The 17,916-nt window shown below is 47.3% G+C and carries 16 protein-coding genes and 1 pseudogene; 7 read left to right on the forward strand and 10 right to left on the reverse strand.

What is annotated here, in order from left to right; all coding sequences use genetic code 11:
- Positions 1-46: 46 nt before the first annotated feature.
- The 5 genes and pseudogenes from C6W44_RS02715 to pilG form a co-directional block, all read right to left on the reverse strand.
- Entirely contained in the window at positions 47-1,012 is a 966-nt protein-coding gene (locus C6W44_RS02715; RefSeq protein WP_227526336.1) for a CheR family methyltransferase, read from the reverse strand.
- Between the two features lie 72 nt (positions 1,013-1,084).
- A pseudogene (locus C6W44_RS02720) lies at positions 1,085-2,158 on the reverse strand (methyl-accepting chemotaxis protein); the annotation flags it as partial.
- Between the two features lie 516 nt (positions 2,159-2,674).
- Positions 2,675-3,205 carry a chemotaxis protein CheW gene (locus C6W44_RS02725; protein WP_105244129.1) on the reverse strand — a complete coding sequence of 177 codons (531 nt, stop codon included), beginning with the start codon at positions 3,203-3,205 and terminating at the stop codon, positions 2,675-2,677.
- 3 nt (positions 3,206-3,208) lie between these two features.
- Positions 3,209-3,571: a response regulator gene (locus C6W44_RS02730; RefSeq protein WP_075100388.1), complete on the reverse strand. Its 363-nt coding sequence runs from the start codon at positions 3,569-3,571 to the stop codon at positions 3,209-3,211.
- A 219-nt stretch (positions 3,572-3,790) separates the two neighbouring features.
- Positions 3,791-4,168 (reverse strand): twitching motility response regulator PilG, encoded by a 378-nt coding sequence (gene pilG / locus C6W44_RS02740; RefSeq protein WP_075100386.1) that lies wholly within the window; start codon positions 4,166-4,168, stop codon positions 3,791-3,793.
- 780 nt (positions 4,169-4,948) lie between these two features.
- Between pilG and C6W44_RS02745 the strand changes: the two genes are divergently transcribed.
- The 7 genes from C6W44_RS02745 (at position 4,949) to C6W44_RS02775 (ending at position 13,996) form a co-directional block, all read left to right on the forward strand.
- Positions 4,949-6,247, forward strand: coding sequence for an efflux RND transporter periplasmic adaptor subunit (locus C6W44_RS02745; RefSeq protein ID WP_105244130.1), 1,299 nt, complete (start codon positions 4,949-4,951; stop codon positions 6,245-6,247).
- 358 nt (positions 6,248-6,605) lie between these two features.
- Positions 6,606-7,328 carry a response regulator transcription factor gene (locus C6W44_RS02750; RefSeq protein ID WP_058025471.1) on the forward strand — a complete coding sequence of 241 codons (723 nt, stop codon included), beginning with the start codon at positions 6,606-6,608 and terminating at the stop codon, positions 7,326-7,328.
- Between the two features lie 98 nt (positions 7,329-7,426).
- The gene (locus tag C6W44_RS02755; RefSeq protein WP_105244131.1) at positions 7,427-9,745 is read left to right on the forward strand and encodes a sensor histidine kinase; all 2,319 of its coding nucleotides are present in this window, start codon (positions 7,427-7,429) and stop codon (positions 9,743-9,745) included.
- A gap of 287 nt (positions 9,746-10,032) precedes the next feature.
- The gene (locus tag C6W44_RS02760; protein WP_172953126.1) at positions 10,033-10,803 is read left to right on the forward strand and encodes a methionine ABC transporter ATP-binding protein; all 771 of its coding nucleotides are present in this window, start codon (positions 10,033-10,035) and stop codon (positions 10,801-10,803) included.
- 18 nt (positions 10,804-10,821) lie between these two features.
- The gene (locus C6W44_RS02765; protein ID WP_075100384.1) at positions 10,822-11,508 is read left to right on the forward strand and encodes a methionine ABC transporter permease; all 687 of its coding nucleotides are present in this window, start codon (positions 10,822-10,824) and stop codon (positions 11,506-11,508) included.
- Between the two features lie 168 nt (positions 11,509-11,676).
- Positions 11,677-12,636 (forward strand): MetQ/NlpA family ABC transporter substrate-binding protein, encoded by a 960-nt coding sequence (locus C6W44_RS02770; protein WP_105244132.1) that lies wholly within the window; start codon positions 11,677-11,679, stop codon positions 12,634-12,636.
- A gap of 511 nt (positions 12,637-13,147) precedes the next feature.
- Positions 13,148-13,996, forward strand: a complete 849-nt coding sequence (locus C6W44_RS02775) for an aldo/keto reductase (protein WP_105244133.1) — start codon at positions 13,148-13,150, stop codon at positions 13,994-13,996.
- 256 nt (positions 13,997-14,252) lie between these two features.
- On the opposite strand, the gene ccmE is transcribed toward C6W44_RS02775, so the two are convergent.
- From ccmE to ccmA, 5 genes are all read right to left on the reverse strand, one after another.
- Positions 14,253-14,753 (reverse strand): cytochrome c maturation protein CcmE, encoded by a 501-nt coding sequence (ccmE, locus tag C6W44_RS02780; protein ID WP_075100381.1) that lies wholly within the window; start codon positions 14,751-14,753, stop codon positions 14,253-14,255.
- Positions 14,754-15,145: 392 nt separating this feature from the next.
- Positions 15,146-15,358, reverse strand: a complete 213-nt coding sequence (gene ccmD / locus C6W44_RS02785) for a heme exporter protein CcmD (protein ID WP_105244134.1) — start codon at positions 15,356-15,358, stop codon at positions 15,146-15,148.
- Positions 15,359-15,374: 16 nt separating this feature from the next.
- Entirely contained in the window at positions 15,375-16,163 is a 789-nt protein-coding gene (gene ccmC / locus C6W44_RS02790) for a heme ABC transporter permease CcmC (protein ID WP_105244135.1), read from the reverse strand.
- Between the two features lie 198 nt (positions 16,164-16,361).
- A complete protein-coding gene (locus tag C6W44_RS02795) occupies positions 16,362-17,075 on the reverse strand; it encodes a heme exporter protein CcmB (protein WP_413772332.1) in 714 nt (237 codons plus the stop codon).
- Between the two features lie 60 nt (positions 17,076-17,135).
- Positions 17,136-17,765, reverse strand: coding sequence for a heme ABC exporter ATP-binding protein CcmA (ccmA, locus tag C6W44_RS02800; protein ID WP_105244136.1), 630 nt, complete (start codon positions 17,763-17,765; stop codon positions 17,136-17,138).
- Positions 17,766-17,916: the final 151 nt, after the last annotated feature.

Consider the following 17,916-nt stretch of genomic DNA (forward strand, 5'->3'; position numbering starts at 1 on the left):
CTAACTCGTCTAGGCACTAATTTTGCCACTCATGAAGGCACGGGGTTTAAGTGTTGGTCTTTTGCCACACATTAACCTGTGGGTTCGCAATACGGCGCATATTTGCAGGACGCCAAAACAGCGCCTCACCCGGAGCCAATACAATGTATCCACCAGGAGCACACTGCGCTGACAGCCGCGCCAAAATATCACGCTGATCAAATTTGCGAAAATACAGCAGCATGTTTTGGCAAATAATCACCTGCTGCAGATGTGGCGTGGGTGGTTGCCGCTCGATAATATTATGTAAAGCAAAGCTTACGTGTGATTGCAGCGTTGGGGCAACTTGCCATGATGTCTGTATCGCTGTAGCAGGCATCGCGGTATCTGCCAAGCTCGATGTAGGCGTTGGGCGGTTTGTTGATAACGGATACACATACGGCTGACAGTGCTGCGGAATCAAGGCCTGCTGACGTTTGTCATATTGCGCCAACCGTGCTTTTGCCAGTGCTTGTTCACTAACGTCAGTGCCTAATATCGCAAACCTCGTCAGCTGCTGCGCCGCCAGACTCATGGCCAGCGACCACGCTTCTTGCCCACCGGCACAGCCCACACTCCAAATACGAAACAACTTATCTGCGCAGCTTACCCCATTACTACTTATCTTATCGGCGTTTAGAACTAGGCGTTGATGCTCAGCGGCGCACTGGGTCACAAAATCTATCGAAGGCTGATGTCGAAAAAAACGGCTTTCGTGGATAAGTACTTTGTCCAGCAGCTGTTGACGCAGCGCATTGCTTTTGGGCAGCTGATACCATAGCTGCTTGACGCTTAAGCCATGCGACTGGGCGGTATGATCAATCGCATTTTTTAACCATTTTAGCTGGACATCTGGTAGTACAAAGCCCGTTTCGAGCTCTATATACCGCTGCCATTGCTGCGCATCAAAATGCTCGTTTTGCATTACCGTCTTACCCAGCGCAGCGCTACTTGCTTTAACAAAGCTGCGGGTTGGTTGATTAAGATCGTTCACATGACCTGCTATCATTGTTATGCACCGTTACTGCACCTGTTTGCCGACCCAGGCTCTGGCACCAAATATTTATCAGACGCTCTCTGATAAGGCCTCTTCAGACTCTAGCGTATCAGCGTCCAACAACTCATCGTCATTTGAGATTTTAAACCCAGTGACGGACTCTTGTAGTGCGGCTGCCATCTCACTCAACTCGCCGATAGAGCGCGCAGTCGCCATGGTACCTGATGAGGTCTGTGACGTAATGTCTTGAATGACGTTCATGGTGTGTGAAATATGGCCTGCAGATTCAGCTTGCTGCAATGCCGCGTTTGAGATGTTTTGGATCAAATCAGCGAGCGTGTTTGAAACGCTTTGCACTTCTTCTAGTGCCTCACCGGCGTCTTTTGCCAGACGTGCACCGCGTACGACTTCAGAGGTCGTTGATTCCATCGAAACGACCGCCTCATTTGTATCTGCCTGAATGGTTTTTACCAGTGTTTCGATCTGCTTGGTCGCATTGGCTGAACGCTCAGCGAGACGCTGAACTTCATCAGCAACGACCGCAAAGCCGCGGCCTGCCTCACCTGCCATCGACGCCTGAATGGCCGCGTTCAATGCCAAAACGTTGGTCTGATCGGCAATGTCATTAATCAAGCTAACGATATCGCCAATCTCTTGTGACGACTCACCCAAGCGCTTGATACGCTTTGAGGTTTCTTGAATCTGATCACGAATCACGTTCATACCTTCGATAGAGCGCTGTACTACCTCGGCTCCGTTATAGGCAATGGCAACTGAGCGCTGGGCTACGGTCGCTGACTCTGAGGCGTTGTTAGACACTTGGTCAATCGACACCGTCATCTCATTAATCGCCGCCGACACGCCAGCGATCTCTTGTGCTTGGTGCTCAGAGGCTTCGGCCAACTCTACAGCGTTCATCTGTGTTTGCTCTGATGATTGCGAGACGCGCTCAGCGGTACTGTTAATGACCAGTACCAGCTGACGCAGCTGGTCGATGGCAAAGTTGACTGAGTCGGCAATCGCCCCTGTAAAATCTTCTGATACAGTCGCATTGACGGTCAAGTCCCCTTCTGCCAAGTCGCCTAGCTCATCGAGTAGACGCAAAATAGCGATCTGGTTACGCTCATTTTCCTCTTGGATTTGACGAGCACGCTCAGACTCCGCCTCGGCTTCTTGACGGCGACGTAGGGTCTCTTTTTCGATCAAGATGCGCTCTGAGCCGCCCCGTTGTTTTAAGATTTTATATAAGGCAAAGAAAATACCTAGCATGCCTATGATCAACACCACCACAGGCAGAATGACCGATTGATTAAAGTCAGAGAAATACTGACTCACTGACGATACAGAGTTGCCTAGCCAAATCAAACAAGCCACGCTTATCGCCACAAACAGAACCAGCAATAAATTCCATTTACTATAGGCATCTTTGCCATCCGCTGTGGTTTTGGGCGTACCAGCTACAGGTTTTTTTATAACATCACTCATCTTACGTATTCCTTTCAAACAATCGTCAAAGTCTTATCGTGACTGACTTTGACAATCTTATTGTTATCAAAACAACGATCAACAAAGCCTGTATGAATGCTGACATCCAACCGCATCATGTCAGTCGCTAATCCTCTGTCTTTATGAATGAGACAGATTCTGTATTATCGACAGTTATATTGCCGCATCGCTATACTGCAAATCCTGCGCTAGTAAGCTTGGCATGAAAATATACCAATCTTGCTCATTTTTATAAAACTTACCGTGATTATAAGGCGCAAATGGTGAGCTTGGCTCGATGGCCTCGGCGCGATATTGGTCACTGGTAAACTGCTCAATACCGATCACCTGATCGACGAGCAAACCTGAAAACAGGTTGTCGTGATCGATGACAATGACCTTACGCTGACTCATTTGCGCCACACGGCTAGGTACTTGTAAAAACTGTGACAAATCCGTGATCGGTAATAAACGACCACGGATATTGGCAATACCTAGCATCCAAGGCTTCACTAAGGGTAAGCTGGTATATTCTGGCATGGCCAACACCTCCGATACCTGACCCATTGGCGCCACCAAACGCTGTCCGCCAATCTCAAATACCACACCTTGCCAGTCATATTCTTGCCCACTGCGGCGACCACTTTTGCGCGCGCGTGCCAGATCTGCTAGACGCAGAAGCTCAATAAACCCTTTGGAAGCCACAAGCTACTCCATTACTCGACGAATGATATTGACCAAGCTGCTCTCGTCAATGGGTTTGTTCATATACTCTTTAGCGCCTTGACGCTTACCCCATACACGGTCTGTTTCTTGGTTTTTGGTACTGATCATGATCACTGGGATATGGGCGGTGGTTTTGCCGCGGGTGATCTTGCGTGTCGCCTGAAAACCATTCATCTCTGGCATCACCACATCCATCAAAATCACATCTGGCAGATGATCTGCTGCCATCTGACAGCCCTGCTCCCCATTGGTCGCCTCCAACACTTGAAAATTGTTTTTGGAGAGCATGTCGCGAAATTTCGCCATTTCAGATGGCGAGTCGTCAATGACTAAGACGGTAGTCATAGGATTTTCCTTTATTTACGAAGATATCCATTTGGATATTCAAATATATTATAAAGACCAACTGCTACAGCCTGTGCTCCAAATACTCATGATCACACGCCTCTCACCGCAGTGGTTACTCGTTGTCAAGCGGCTAGCAACAGCCGTACGTGATATCAAAACCTGCACAAAATATGCCACGCTCAAAGATAGTCTGGCACATTTATTTTGACCCTTTGTCTAGCGGTATTGGTTGATCGCGTCAAACAGCTCGTCTTTACTAAATGGCTTGGTCAGATACTCATCAGAGCCAACAATACGGCCGCGTGCTTTATCAAATAAACCGTCTTTAGATGACAACATGATTACAGGCTTGTCGGCATAATCAGGGTTGTTTTTGATCAAAGCACAGGTTTGATAACCATCTAAACGTGGCATCATAATATCCACAAAAATAATATCGGGATTGTTATCGACAATCTTTGCAAGTGCATCAAAGCCATCAATAGCAGTTACAACTTCACAGCCCGCCTTTTGTAACAAGGTTTCTGCAGTACGGCGAATGGTTTTGGAATCATCAATCACCATCACTTTTAAGCCATCAAAATTATTTTCCATTCTCATTGTCCTATGAACGACTATGGGTTTGTCACGCGATCTATCAACACAGCTGTTAGGGTATTCTCAATTGATCATTTATTGATTATGGGCTTGAGACGACCTCTGCCATCTATCTATATCGTAGCGGACCTATCTTTTCTTTTATGAGTATCTGGCTTTTATCAGTCCTGAGCAAAAGTAGCCCCGCCATCTGGGTCATGATAGGCAATTTATGATGGCTGAATCGATTGACGCTCAATCCGGTGGCCAACCACTGTGCTTAGCGTGTCGCCAGATAAAGGTATCTTAATGCATAAAAAACATTAAAGCACTTTGCCATAAACTATCGTCATCCTACTTTTTGATAAAAACAAGGCAAAAAAACTCACCAACTTCATGATATTTCTGCATTATATAGAATCAACCACCACATTGCTGAATAATTTTCGATTGTGATAAAAATGTATCAATATATTTTGTTATGTTTGTTTTAGCACAGTTGTTCATGCAATTCCAGTGATTGACAAATTTATGTTCAGACTGACCAGTCTCCTAGCTAATAACTTAAGTAACTATCCAAATAATTACCTAAATGGTTATCTAAATAGCTACCTATAGTCATACTCCAGTCATGCTTCTATCAGCAGGTTGTTAGCAGGTTGTATGGCTTAGCATTTGTCAATTATGATTGCATGACGACCGGCAATGTTTTGTCACTGTACAATCAGCTAGCGTACAATCGTTTCACCTCATAGGATTTCACTATATAATAAAACGACGATTATAACGGTGACTGCTATGACAGCTTTTCAATGGTTAAAAAAAAGCCCGTACTTACTTAGCGTTTTGCTGCTGCTGGCTTGTCAGCCCTCCCCGCCTACCGATGAGCCTGTCACAGCCGAAAACAGTGAGACAGTAGATAACCCACTGATCATCAGTGATAGCACGGTGACGATGACGCCAGACCATATTCTAAGTATCAAACCATCGCGCTATCAACCCAGCCTCGGACTACAGGGCAATATACAGCCGATCAAACAAAGTCAGTTTGTCGCCGCCCAGCCGCTGTATGTCGAACAAGTACTGGTCAGTGAAGGTCAGCAGGTCGAAAAAGACGCGCCTTTGCTTATCGTCCGACGGCTGGACATGACCAGTCAAACACCTCCCAAACGCTCAGATGAGATAAATACAGAGGCCGATGACAACTCAGCGCCGCAAACCGAGAATGCAGCACCACAAACCAAAAGTGCAGCAAAAGACCCAGCTACTGAAAAAACCTCACCTCGTCCGGATCAGACAAAACAAGCCACCATAGAGGACGCGGCCTCCGAGCCATCAGCCATCGATAGCAAGTCTACCTCTGCTAGCCAAGCCACCTCCGACAGCAACCCTGCCTCAGCCAAGCTACCGCGCCAAAACGACGCGGATGCAGACGCTGCGACAGACACACCGGACGACACCTCAAAGCATTCGTCATACCAACTTATCACAGTGCGTGCCAGCTTCGCTGGGCGGATCGCGCAGTTAAATGCCGCCGCAGGACAGCAGCTCGCTGCACGTACGTCCTTACTGCAGATAGCTGATGAGACCAAGCTATACTTTGTCGCAACCGTGCCTATTCAAGCAAAGTCGCAGCTATCGGTAGGACAAACGGTTAATTTTACAACCGCTGAGCTGACAGATCAGTTCACCGGTCAAGTCAGCAAACTGGTCGAAGCCCCGCACCCAAAAAAGCTGCTGGTCCATGTCAATGTGATCGATAACGAGAGCAGTCGCAAAAAACTGCTGCCTAAGATGCAGGTCACGGGGCGGGTCAACTATGGACAAATCGATGTCGGCACTATCGTGCCTAGACGCGCCTTACATGATGTGAACTTGACAGAATTGCATTCACCGCCATATAAACCTCTAAGGCCATTGGCGGCAAATGTGTGGATCATCGGACAAGATCAGCGTCTGACGCGCCAGCCTGTAGAAGTGATCGAGTTTAACCCCACCACTCAGCAGTATCTGATCGCAGGCATCAGTAATGATAGCTTGATTTGCTTGGCCGATTTACCCCTTGATTCTAAAGGCAAAAAAGTCATTGTGTCCTAATGGCTTACGCTGGCAGTTACATTATGCAGAAACATTAACAAAGCTTGTCTTGTTTTGTCACAGCAAAATTAGGCACTATGTCTTTATTATTAGCGGTCTTTATTATTAGCGCGTTTACAGCAAGCATACGTATTTAAGCGTATATATATATTTACGAGATAGTACCTTTAAATAGTACCTTTAAATAGTACCTTTAAATAGTACCTTTAAATAGTGCCTTTAAATAATATCTTTAAATAGCACATAACGCATTCAGACGTTTGACATAACAGCGGTCGCATCTGATGTATTTATCAGAATGACTGTACAGAGCTGTATAAACGCCTGACCCATGATAACAACAACTAGAGGATAACCCATGAGTAAACAGATCTTATTAATAGAAGATGATCCAGATTTAGCAGAATTGATCAGCGACTATCTGACCATGAATTATTACGACGTGCATCACGCAGGGCTTGGTCAAGAAGGTCTTGACTTATTAGATACCAAAGAGCGCGATATCGATTTGGTAGTGCTTGATTTGATGCTGCCCGATATGGATGGTATGCAGGTCTGTCAAAAGATCCGTGGCAATAAAAACAACATGACCAATAAAGTACCTATTATCATGTTGACGGCCAAAGGTGATACCACAGATCGCGTGTTGGGCCTTGAGATGGGTGCCGATGACTATATCGCCAAGCCTTTTGAGCCGCGTGAGTTATTGGCTCGTATCCGCGCTGTGATTCGCCGTCATGAGCAACCAAACCAAGCAGACAGCCAGTCAGATAGCTTGACGTTTGGCCGCTTAAGCGTATTTCCTGACAGTCATGAGGTGACGATTGATGATGAGCCGGTACGTCTGACCACGCATCAGTTTCAATTACTACACTACTTTGCCACGCATTCTGGTAAAGTACTCAATCGTGAGCAGCTCTGGCAGGCGATGCCAAATGATGACAGCTCAGACAATATCGACCGCGCCATTGATGTGCATATTTCACGTTTACGCGCCTTGATTGAAGACAACCCTCGCCAGCCCAAACGTATCATCACCGTACGCGGCGTCGGTTATCAATTTGCCACCGATCAGGTCTGATTTTTTGCTCATATTATGAGCGGCAGCACGCTATAAACGGCAGACCATATAGTAACCGTTTTGAATCGTTATAAACGTCTGATAATAGAGATGGTTTAATGCAGCACTTGGGTTTTCGCTCTTTATTTGCCAAGCTATTTGCCAGTGTGATGCTGGCGCTTATCTTATTTGCAGTGGCGATGGTGCTGTTGACCCAGCTGGTCCATGATAAAGATGCGGGAATTCGCTCCGAGGTATTGGCCACTCAGATCTTAGGGCAAATCGATCCTTTTTTGCATGAGCTAAATACCGCCATTAGCAAAGACAACCGTTTGCAGTCGCGGTTTATGCTGGCGGTCGTCAAAAAAAGCTTTGATATTTTTGACGAGTCTTTACAGGCCAAAATGGGTCTGTATGACAGCGATGGTCATTTGCTGATGCAAACCGACCACAGCGATTTGCCATTAGAGCTGCCGCCTACCCCATCTTTGTTATCACGCGTTTTCCCTTCTTTTTCTGATACCGCCACGACCCAGCAAGCACAAGTATATAGCAGCACAGGCTATACGCTGCTGTACGAATCGCGTTTACCGCCCAAAAAACCAGCCCTTTCTGCGGCATTGAACCTATTTACTGGCACCTTATTGCTGCTGCTTATCATGGCAGGGGTTTTGTGGATTATTGCTCGCACCATGACGTGGCGTATCAATCAGATGAGCCAGCAGATGACGCAGCTGGGTGATGGTGATTTTACCGTGCGAGTCAATGCGCGCGGTAATGATGAGATTGCTTCTTTGGCGCGCGGTTTTAACCAAGCGGCACAAAAAATCGAGCATTTGGTCGATGCCAATAACTTACTGCTGGCGCACGCCTCTCATGAGCTGCGCACACCCATCACGCGTATTCGCTTGCAGATTGAGATGATGGACATGCTGGCAGGCGCGCTGCCCTCTGATATCAAAGAAAAGTTTGATAAACGCGCCCAAGCCATCAATCGCGATTTGTCTGGGCTCAATGACTTGGTAGAAAGCATCTTGCTGGTCAGCCGCTTGGATGCAGGTCATGCGTTGCAGCAAGTAGAGCGCCTAGATCTATACGATCTCATCAATCAAGAGCGCCAACATTACCCTGAAGCGACGTTGATCGGCGAGCACATCGTCATCGATGGGCAGGCCTCTATGCTAACCCATTTGATTCGCAATCTATTGACCAATGCGATGCTACATGGGGTGCCGCCAGTGACCGTACTGCTATATGGCGTACAGACCATTGACGAGGCCGATAGCATCCCAGACTACCTGCTGCAAACCCTCATTTGCAGTAGTTTCGCCGACTATAATAGCTCAGACTTTGACTCCTATGATGAGACTGCGGCATCAGCGCAAGGCGACGATACCGCGCTCACAGATACCGCCGCGGCTGAAGCAGACATGACAGAGACGGTCATGACCCTGCCTGCACCGCCTATCTACAAAAACGGCGAAACGCTCGTTGACGAGGCCGCTGTCGTTAATGAGGCAGATAATACTGATGCTACTCACACTGCGGTCGACACGACAAACGACAACGCTGCTGACCGTCCTAACCACGATGCAACACCAAGCTGCGAGACGCATCAGATTAAGACATCTGCAGTAGGGGCGGATGACACGCTTGCAACGGAGACGGATGATAACGCTCTCGCTTCGGCCAATAACCATACCGCTCTTAAACCAAAGGACGCGCGCGCATCGCTATCTGAAGAAGCTGCCAAAGCTGCCGAAGAAGCTGCACCAAAGGACGCGCGCGCATCGCTATCTGTGATGACAGACTATCAGCGCTTTACCTCTGAGTTTGCGGACAAAATCAAAAAAGTCATTTGGCGTGCGCTACCTGAGAGCGCGGCGCAGGCTGATAGTAACCAGCCTCCTATCCTTGACGCGGCAGCAGCGGATAGTGACCTTACAGTACAAAAAACCAAAGACAGTCTGATGAGCAAAGGTATCAATGCGCTAAAAAATGGCCACAGCCAAAAAAGCGCCATTGCCGATAGTACAGCCACTAGCGATGATAGCAAAAAGCCAAAAGACCAAAAAACCAGTAGCAAAAACGCGACGCAGCTTGACGGGGAGGCTATGGACGCGCCGCGCAAAGAAGGCTTGTTTACCAAGCATCTCAAAAAAACCAAAACAGAGCCTGAACGCCCTCTGCCCAAATACGCGGTACTGGCCGTCATCGACGAAGGAGCTGGCATCCCTGAAGAAAAGCGCGAAGAAGTGTTTAGTCCATTTGTGCGTTTGCAACAAAAAAACAAAGGCTCAGGGCTGGGGTTATCACTGGTATCACAAATCGTCACCGCGCATCAGGGCCGTATCATCACTGATACCATCAATGGCCATACAAGGTTTTTGGTCATACTGCCAGTCAAGCATAATCCGCACTATCATCCAAATGGCTAGGACGTATTCTTATCTTGCTAGCGCAAACCCCTCTATTAAGTGTGCCTATCTAGTCTCCTTGTCAAAAACTGCTCTTATTATCTGCCTCTTTTCCTCGCCTTCCCTGCCTAATCGCTATTCATCATAAGCGAGTCGCGGATGCGCATATCCAAAGTACCCGACAATATGCTATATTAGCGCCCCTTATTATAGGGTTATGAACGGTTGTTTTTTTACCTCTTAGATGACGATAGAGGCAAAACAAGGCGTTTGTGACATTAAAAAAACCATTGAATTTTGAGCCCTCCATGAATGACATGATTGTCTTAAACGATGTGACCAAAAGTTTTTTAAGTGACCGCTCAATCAAAGACAAAGATGGCAAACCCCACTGGTTTACTGCTGTCGAGCCGACGTCACTGTCCATCCAGCAAGGTGAAATCTTTGGCCTAATGGGCTATTCAGGTGCCGGTAAATCCACCTTGTTGCGCCTGATCAATATGCTTGAGCGTCCAGATTCAGGTCAGGTCATCATCGATGGCACTGATTTGACCACCTTATCAGCCAGCGACCTACGAGTGGCACGCCACAATATCGGTATGATATTTCAACAGTTTAATCTCATGTCCAATCGCACCGTCTTTGACAACGTGGCCTTTAACCTGATGGTCGCAGGCTATCCGCGTCGTGATATTCATCAGCGCGTCATGGACTGCCTGGAGATTGTTGATCTGACTGATCGCGCCGGCCACTATCCTGCGCAGCTCTCAGGTGGCCAAAAACAGCGCGTTGGTATCGCCCGCGCGATAGCGCCTAGTCCAAAGGTGCTACTGGCCGATGAGCCGACCAGTGCCCTCGATCCTGCGACAACTCGTAGCTTGCTCACCTGTCTGCGTGATATCAACGAGCAGCTAGGCGTGACCATCGTCATCGTCACCCACGAGATGAGTGTGATTCGCAGGCTTTGCGACCGCGCCGCCTTATTACACCAAGGCAAGCTGCTTGAGGTTGCAGACGTAAGAGATGGTCTGATTCAGGCCACCACCCCGATTGGCCAAGGCTTAGTCGTTGAGGACTAATGAGGTAGGAGAAATAATATGTTAACTGGTACGGAACTATCCGCCTCGATCGACAAGCTTTTTGCGCTGCGTAAAGAGATTGTGACTGCGTTTATTGATACCTTTATCATGCTGGGTATCTCAACGACGGTTGCCATTTTGATCGGTGGGCTATTTGGAATATTCTTATTCTTATCCAGCGATAGACAGTTTTTGCAAAATAAAACACTATATGGTGTGTTAGGCGGCATCACCAACTTTATGCGCGCCTTCCCGTTTGTGATTTTAATGATTGCGATGAGTCCATTTACCAAAGCCATCGTCGGTACAGGTATCGGACCGATTGCCGCCTCTTTGGTGCTTGCGATTGCCGGCTCGTTTTATTTTGCCCGTTTGGTCGAGCAAAACCTGCGTGAAGTCCCGCGCGGTATCATCGAGGCCACCGAGTCAATGGGCGCTCGCCCCTTTACCATTATCAAAGTCTTGCTCAACGAGGCGCGCTCAGGGCTGGTACTGTCAGTGACTATCTTGTGTATCAGCTTGCTGTCATACTCTGCGGCGGCGGGTATGATCGGCGGCGGCGGTTTGGGCGATTTGGCCATTCGTTATGGTTATTATCGTTACCAAACTGAGGTGATGATTTTTATCGTGATTATGCTATCGATCATGGTCATTGCTATCCAAGCGTCTGGTAACTGGCTGGCCAACCGCTTAGACAAACGTTAAACCGCTTTGGCAAATACTTGACATTGCCAGCGACTCGGTTTATTTTTGGCAGTAATGAATCCTCTTAGCTCTTATCATAAAAAGCAGCATTACTATGTAGAATGTTGCTTTTTTAATGCTCAGGCGCGACTCACATAACCCAATCCCATGTACGAATAAGGAAATTTTATGAAATTAACAGATATCAGCCGTCAGTTGGCCACTGCCTTTGCAACCGTTGGTATGACGGGGCTCGTATTGGTGGGCTGTAACAACTCATCAGCGCCAGAAGCCAACAAAGAAGCGGCGACTGAAAACACCACAGCCCAAACGGCAGACAGCGATATCGATCCTGAGCATAGCAAAATCGTCATCGGTACCACTGAAGGTGACTTTGCCGACATGGTACGTAACCAAGTCAAAGGCGCGCTAGAAGAACAAGGTTATGACGTTGAGCTAATCGCATTTACCGACTATGTGCGTCCTAATTTGGCGCTGGCTGAAGGCGACTTGGATATCAATATCTTCCAGCATAAGCCTTATCTTGATACCTTTAAAAAAGAAAACAATCTAGATTTGGTTGAGGTATTCCAAGTACCGACCGCCCCGCTTGGTCTTTATTCAGGTAAAAAGACCAGCCTTGATGAAGCCTACAAAGGTATGAGTGTCTCAGCACCAAACGATCCAAGCAACTTTGCGCGCGCCCTTGTGATGATGGACGACCTTGGCTGGATCACGCTAAAAGACAATATCGATCCGTTGACAGCCTCAAAGACTGATATCGCGGATAACAGCAAATACGACATTAATATCGTCGAATTGGAAGCCGCACAGCTGCCACGTGCCCGTGATGAAGTTGATTTTGCGGTGATTAATGGTAACTATGCCACCGACTCTGGTATCAAATTGACCGAAGCACTGTTTCAAGAGCCAAGCTTTGCTTATGTCAACTGGTCAGCGATCAAGTCTGCCGATACTGGTAAAAAATGGGTAGAAGACGTCACCAACGCCTATAACTCAGAAGCCTTCAAAAAGTACGCGCATGAGACATTCCCGGGCTACAAATACCCAAAAATCTGGGGTGAAAACACCGCCGACGCAACCAAAGCCCCTGAAAATGCGGCTGTAGAGACCGAAGCGGCGCAGTAATTTATAACCGTGCTTCCGCGTCTATAAAAGCGCCCAATATCAATCGATATTGGGCGCTTTTTTTGCTTATCTCTCATCCGTCCGCTACGCTTCTTACGCCTTGACTCTACTGTCTTTTCTGACTCTCGTGATTACACTGACAACGTTTATCCATAAGTCAGACAGCTTTAGAGCGTGTCTTCATCTCAAAAATAATGATAAAAATGACGTTACAGCCTGTTTGTCCTTTGTAGGAAAGCGTCAACCGACCTTTTACTTTATTCTATTTTTTTCTATAGTAACTGGGTTGCCGAGTTGTTTTATTAGGGCAGGTTTTACAATCAACACTATGATACGACTGTTATTTATTCAGGTTTAAAAGCTTCTCACTCAGATGGTGACATTGATAGGTAGTGATATTGATAAGTAGTGACACTGAATTTAGTGCTTACTTGTTTAGAGAACAGTTATATAAAGAACACTTATATAAACAGCCATAAGACCACACTCAACACATAATAAGGATAATAATATGAGCAAGAAAACTTATAATATTCGTACCGCCGGCCAAGCCAATATTCCTGTGCTAGGGCTAGGTACTTGGCAATCAACAGGCCAAGACTGTATCGATGTCGTCAGCCAAGCGTTAAAAATGGGCTATGAGCACATTGATACTGCGCAAGCTTATGACAATGAAACAGAGGTCGGAGAAGGTATCAAGCAATCAGGCGTGGCGCGTGATAAGTTCTTTTTGACCACCAAGATTTTCCCTGATGATATGAAGTTTGAGCCAGAAAAGCTGATAGCCGCCGCCAAGCGCTCATTAGAAAACCTAGATACCGATTATGTCGATCTACTGCTATTACACTGGCCTGATGATCGCGTGCCATTGTCTGAAACCATTCCTGCGCTGTGTGAACTGCAAAAACAAGGGCTGACGCGTCATATTGGAGTTTCTAACTTTAATATCGCTCATATCATCGAAGCCAAAAAACACGCCGATGTGCCTATTGTCGTCAACCAAGTAGAGTTTCATCCGTTTATCAAACAAAATACCTTGCAGACTTTTTTGAATAATCATCATATTTTATTAGAAGCCTATTCGCCACTGGCGCGCGGTGATGTGTTTGACAATGAGGTCATCAAAGAGATTGCGGATAAGCATGGCGTGACACCTGCGCAAATATCACTGGCTTGGATATTATCGGACAAAAACCGTGTGGCCATTCCCAAGACGTCCAATCCCGACCATCTACAAGGCAACTTGGATGCCATCGATATCCAGCTTAGCGCTGATGAGTTAGAAAAAATCGGCAACTTGGCCCGTAGCGATGGCCGTAAAATCGAGCATCCTGACTATACGCCTGAATGGGATGACTAGGGCGTATCCTCAATTCAATCGATAGCCATCTAAATGGGCCAAAAATAGCTAAATCTGACCAAACGGTGTCAGATAGCTGACTAATATCTCGATATTATCTGCGCTATTTTCCTTGTTTGACGGCGACTTATCTCGTTTTTATCGCCATTTGCAAAATGAGGACATGCCCTAATGTTTTTATCAAAACCCACATAAAAAAGCGCCGCTAATCAAACATTAGCGGCGCTTTTGCGGTCAGTGTGGCTATTTTTGAACGCTACTGCTGCAGCGTTTGGGTCTCATGGATTGGCTCTGCTGGATTGTACTGCTCAGAAGGCGGCGTCAATCCATTGCGATTGTTTTCTTTCATAGATTTGGCAACCTCAGGCGGCATGTAGTTTTCGTCGTGCTTGGCCAGCACTTCCCCTGCGACAAAGGTCTCGCCTTGCATTTTACCTGTAGCAACCACGCCTGAGTTTTCAGCAAACAAATCTGGCAAGATACCTTGATAAGTCACAGGCACCGTCGATTCAAAATCGGTAATCGCAAACTCCACACTCAGCGGATCATTTGGTGCTCGCTGCACGCTGCCAGCGACGACCATACCACCAGCACGGATACGCTTATTTTGCGGCGCTTCCCCTTGGGCGATGGCCGTTGCATCAAAATAGTAGTCAGTCTGCTGCCCAATGGCATAGATGACCAACGCCACGGCTATCGCGGCTCCTGCCAGCGTAAACATCACCCACATCAGTTTTTTGCGACGAACTGCGTTCATACCACTACCTCATTGATGAGTCACTGTCTTATAGTCAAACCATTCTAAAAATAACATAGTGCTATTGGGATAAATGTTGCGAGCTTCGAACGATAACAGCACGCAAGTAAAATTTATACCAGTAGCGCGTTTAAATCTAAAACGGTTTTACTTTGAACTGACCATATCAGTCATATCCAATGCAATATAAACCCATAAAACAGAAAATATTAAAGAAACCACCATTAGAAAAATCTTTTTTAAATATTTTTCTAATCGTACTTTCTAATGGCTATATAGTAGCATTTTTTGCATCAATCAATAAGCCCCCAAGCCTTCATATCGCCATATAGTGACGATATAGACACCCTGGTCTTGCGGGCTAAACTGATGATATTCAGATGATTTTTTGACTATTTGGTTGTAGGACTGGAGGTGTTGGCAGTACGCTGTGCTTGCCGCGCTTGCTGGATGGTCAATTGCTTAATCAGCGCTTGTCGCTGCCTTCGGCTATAAAGAATAAAAGCCAGCACCACACCCACGGTAATCGCCCAACACGACCAGACAAACACGCCATGCTTACCCATGGTGATAAACTCAGACACGCTATAAAAATAAGGCTGCATCATCATCTCCTAGCCGTTATTTGTTTTGTCCACGAATATATTCTTTGACCCAAGCCTTGCCTTGATCGCGGTACAAAATCAAAGTATTGGTGCGATAAATCGCCAAGGTCGCCACCAGTAAATAGCTACCGACGACCATAAGCAGCAGCGGCATCCACATATCGGCTGACATTTTTGGTGCAGCGGTCAAGGTAAAAGTCGAGCCTTGGTGCAAGGTGTTCCACCACTGTACCGAGTATTTGATAATCGGCAGGTTGACCGCACCGACGATGGACAAGATAGCTGCCGCTTTGCCGCGGTTGGCGGTATGCTCAAAGGCGGCAAACAGCGCCATGACGCCCGCATACAAAAACGCCAAAATCAGCATCGAGGTCAAACGCGCGTCCCAGACCCAATACGTCCCCCAAGTGGGTTTTGCCCAAATAGAGCCGGTGATTAAGCTGATCACACAAAGCAAAAACCCCAGCGGCGCAAGCGCTTGCGCCACCAAACTGGCTGTCTTGATTTTCCAAACCAAAAAGATAACCCCCAACACCGCAAGGGCAAAATAGATGGAGATGGCCAGACTGGCTGCCGGTACGTGGATAAATATAATACGGTAGCTGTTGCCTTGTAAGTAGTCAGGCGGCGCAAATGCTAGCCCCCAGATACTACCAATCGCAAGGCAAATACTGGCAAGTATGGCAAGCCACTTGACCCAAGGCGCAAAAATGCGAAAAAACTGCTTGGTACCAACAGTGGTCAAAAAGCCTTGCCAAATGCGCTGCCACAGGCTAGGAGATGAGACATTATTCAGGTTGGGCATGAGGATAAACCTATTTACACAGCATAGTGGTTTGACAGATAGGGCATCATGGACACTACGACATCATGATTGCTACTATCCGCTAACCTGCCGGCGTTAAACACTGGATAGAATCTACAAGTGACTTGTTTGTATCGTTAATTGGCTATTATAGCAAAGTTGCCCGTTTTCAACATGCTGTTGATATAAAGGTTTTTTTTAATTGAGCCACGCCATCTTTAAGGTCACGGCAATCACCCATGGCATCACCAGCACAGAGATGATGCTGCCAGCTAATAACAGCGCTAGTATCGGCAAACCATTGAGACCTGTGGCAAACAAATCCACCGCCCCAGTGGCAAAAATCAGTACCGGAAGTTGCATGGGCAAAGCTATCAGCGGCACCAGCACAGCACCGTTTTTTAATGACAGTGTCAAACTACTGGCAACGGCAGAGAGCATCAGCAGCATCGGACTGCCAGTGACGATAGAGGCTAGTAATATCCACGCCTCAAACCAGCTAAGCTGAAATAGCGGCACCGCCAATAAGCTAAGCACCGCCACAATACCGCTACTAAAGATCCAGTGTATGACTAAGCGGATGAGCACCCAAAGCGGTAGCGATGCTCTGGCAACCACCAACTGCGCCAGCGTGCCATTATCGAGCGCGGGCTTAAACAGCCCATCAACCCCCATCACCAATGATAAGAGCGCGGCAATCCACACAGCAGAAACGCCTAAACGCTGCAATAGCGCAGGCTCACTACCGACGGCCAGCGGAAACAAGGTAATAATCACTAAAAACAGTACGAGCGGATATAACCACTGTACCGCTCCTTGCTGCTTGACCTGCCATTCGCGCCGCCAGAGCTGCCCAAAGCTGATACCGCGCGTACCGTCGGAGGTATTTGAGCGCGGCTTTGCCGCTTGCATTGGTGCAGACTGTACTGGGCTATCTGTCATGATCCATCCTTTTACTGAGACTCATCGCCCTTATACCATATAATCTGACAAATCGAGCATTTGATTGGCGACGCCGACGGCCTGATGACTGGTCATTAATATCGCACCGCCCGCACTTGCAAAGTCGCATAGCCTATCCTCCATTCGTGCCACCATATCGACATCCAGCGCGGTAAACGGCTCATCCAGCAGCCATAACGGTGTCACCGCAGGCGTCAATAAATACAATCTGGCAAGAGTAATACGCCGCGTCTGCCCAGCGGATAGATGGCTTGAGCTTACGGTCTCAAAGCCTTGTAACCCTACCCACGTCAGAGCAGCATCAATGTCAGTGCTGCTTGGCGCGATGCCATATAGATTGAGCAAAAACGTCAAGTTTTGTGCGACTGTCAGATTGGGATGGATACCCAGCTGATGCGAGACATATAGCGGCTGTACAGGTAAGCTCTCGACGCCTTGATAGCGCATGGTACCTGTCAGCACTGGCAGTAGTCCTGCCAGCTGCATCAGCAGCGTCGTCTTGCCCGTACCATTGGCACCGATGAGATGGCAGATATCCCCTGTAGACAGTGTGAGCGCGACCTTTTCGCATAGGGGAGTCTCACCGCGCTGGACGGTCAGTTCAGCGAGCGCAAGTAAGGGTGCATCCAGTACCGTCATCAAATCTCTCGTTATTTATTAAGCGTTAGCAATATTCATCACAACAAAACACCGCGTTCGTGACATAATAGTTGATGCGTTTACCATTCACAAAAACTTGTCCGTGCTTCCTAAATGAATAAGGCTGACACTGATAATCGTATTTTTTGGG

Origin of the sequence: Psychrobacter sp. Marseille-P5312 (genome assembly GCF_900291405.1) — a bacterium.
Taxonomy (GTDB): domain Bacteria; phylum Pseudomonadota; class Gammaproteobacteria; order Pseudomonadales; family Moraxellaceae; genus Psychrobacter; species Psychrobacter celer.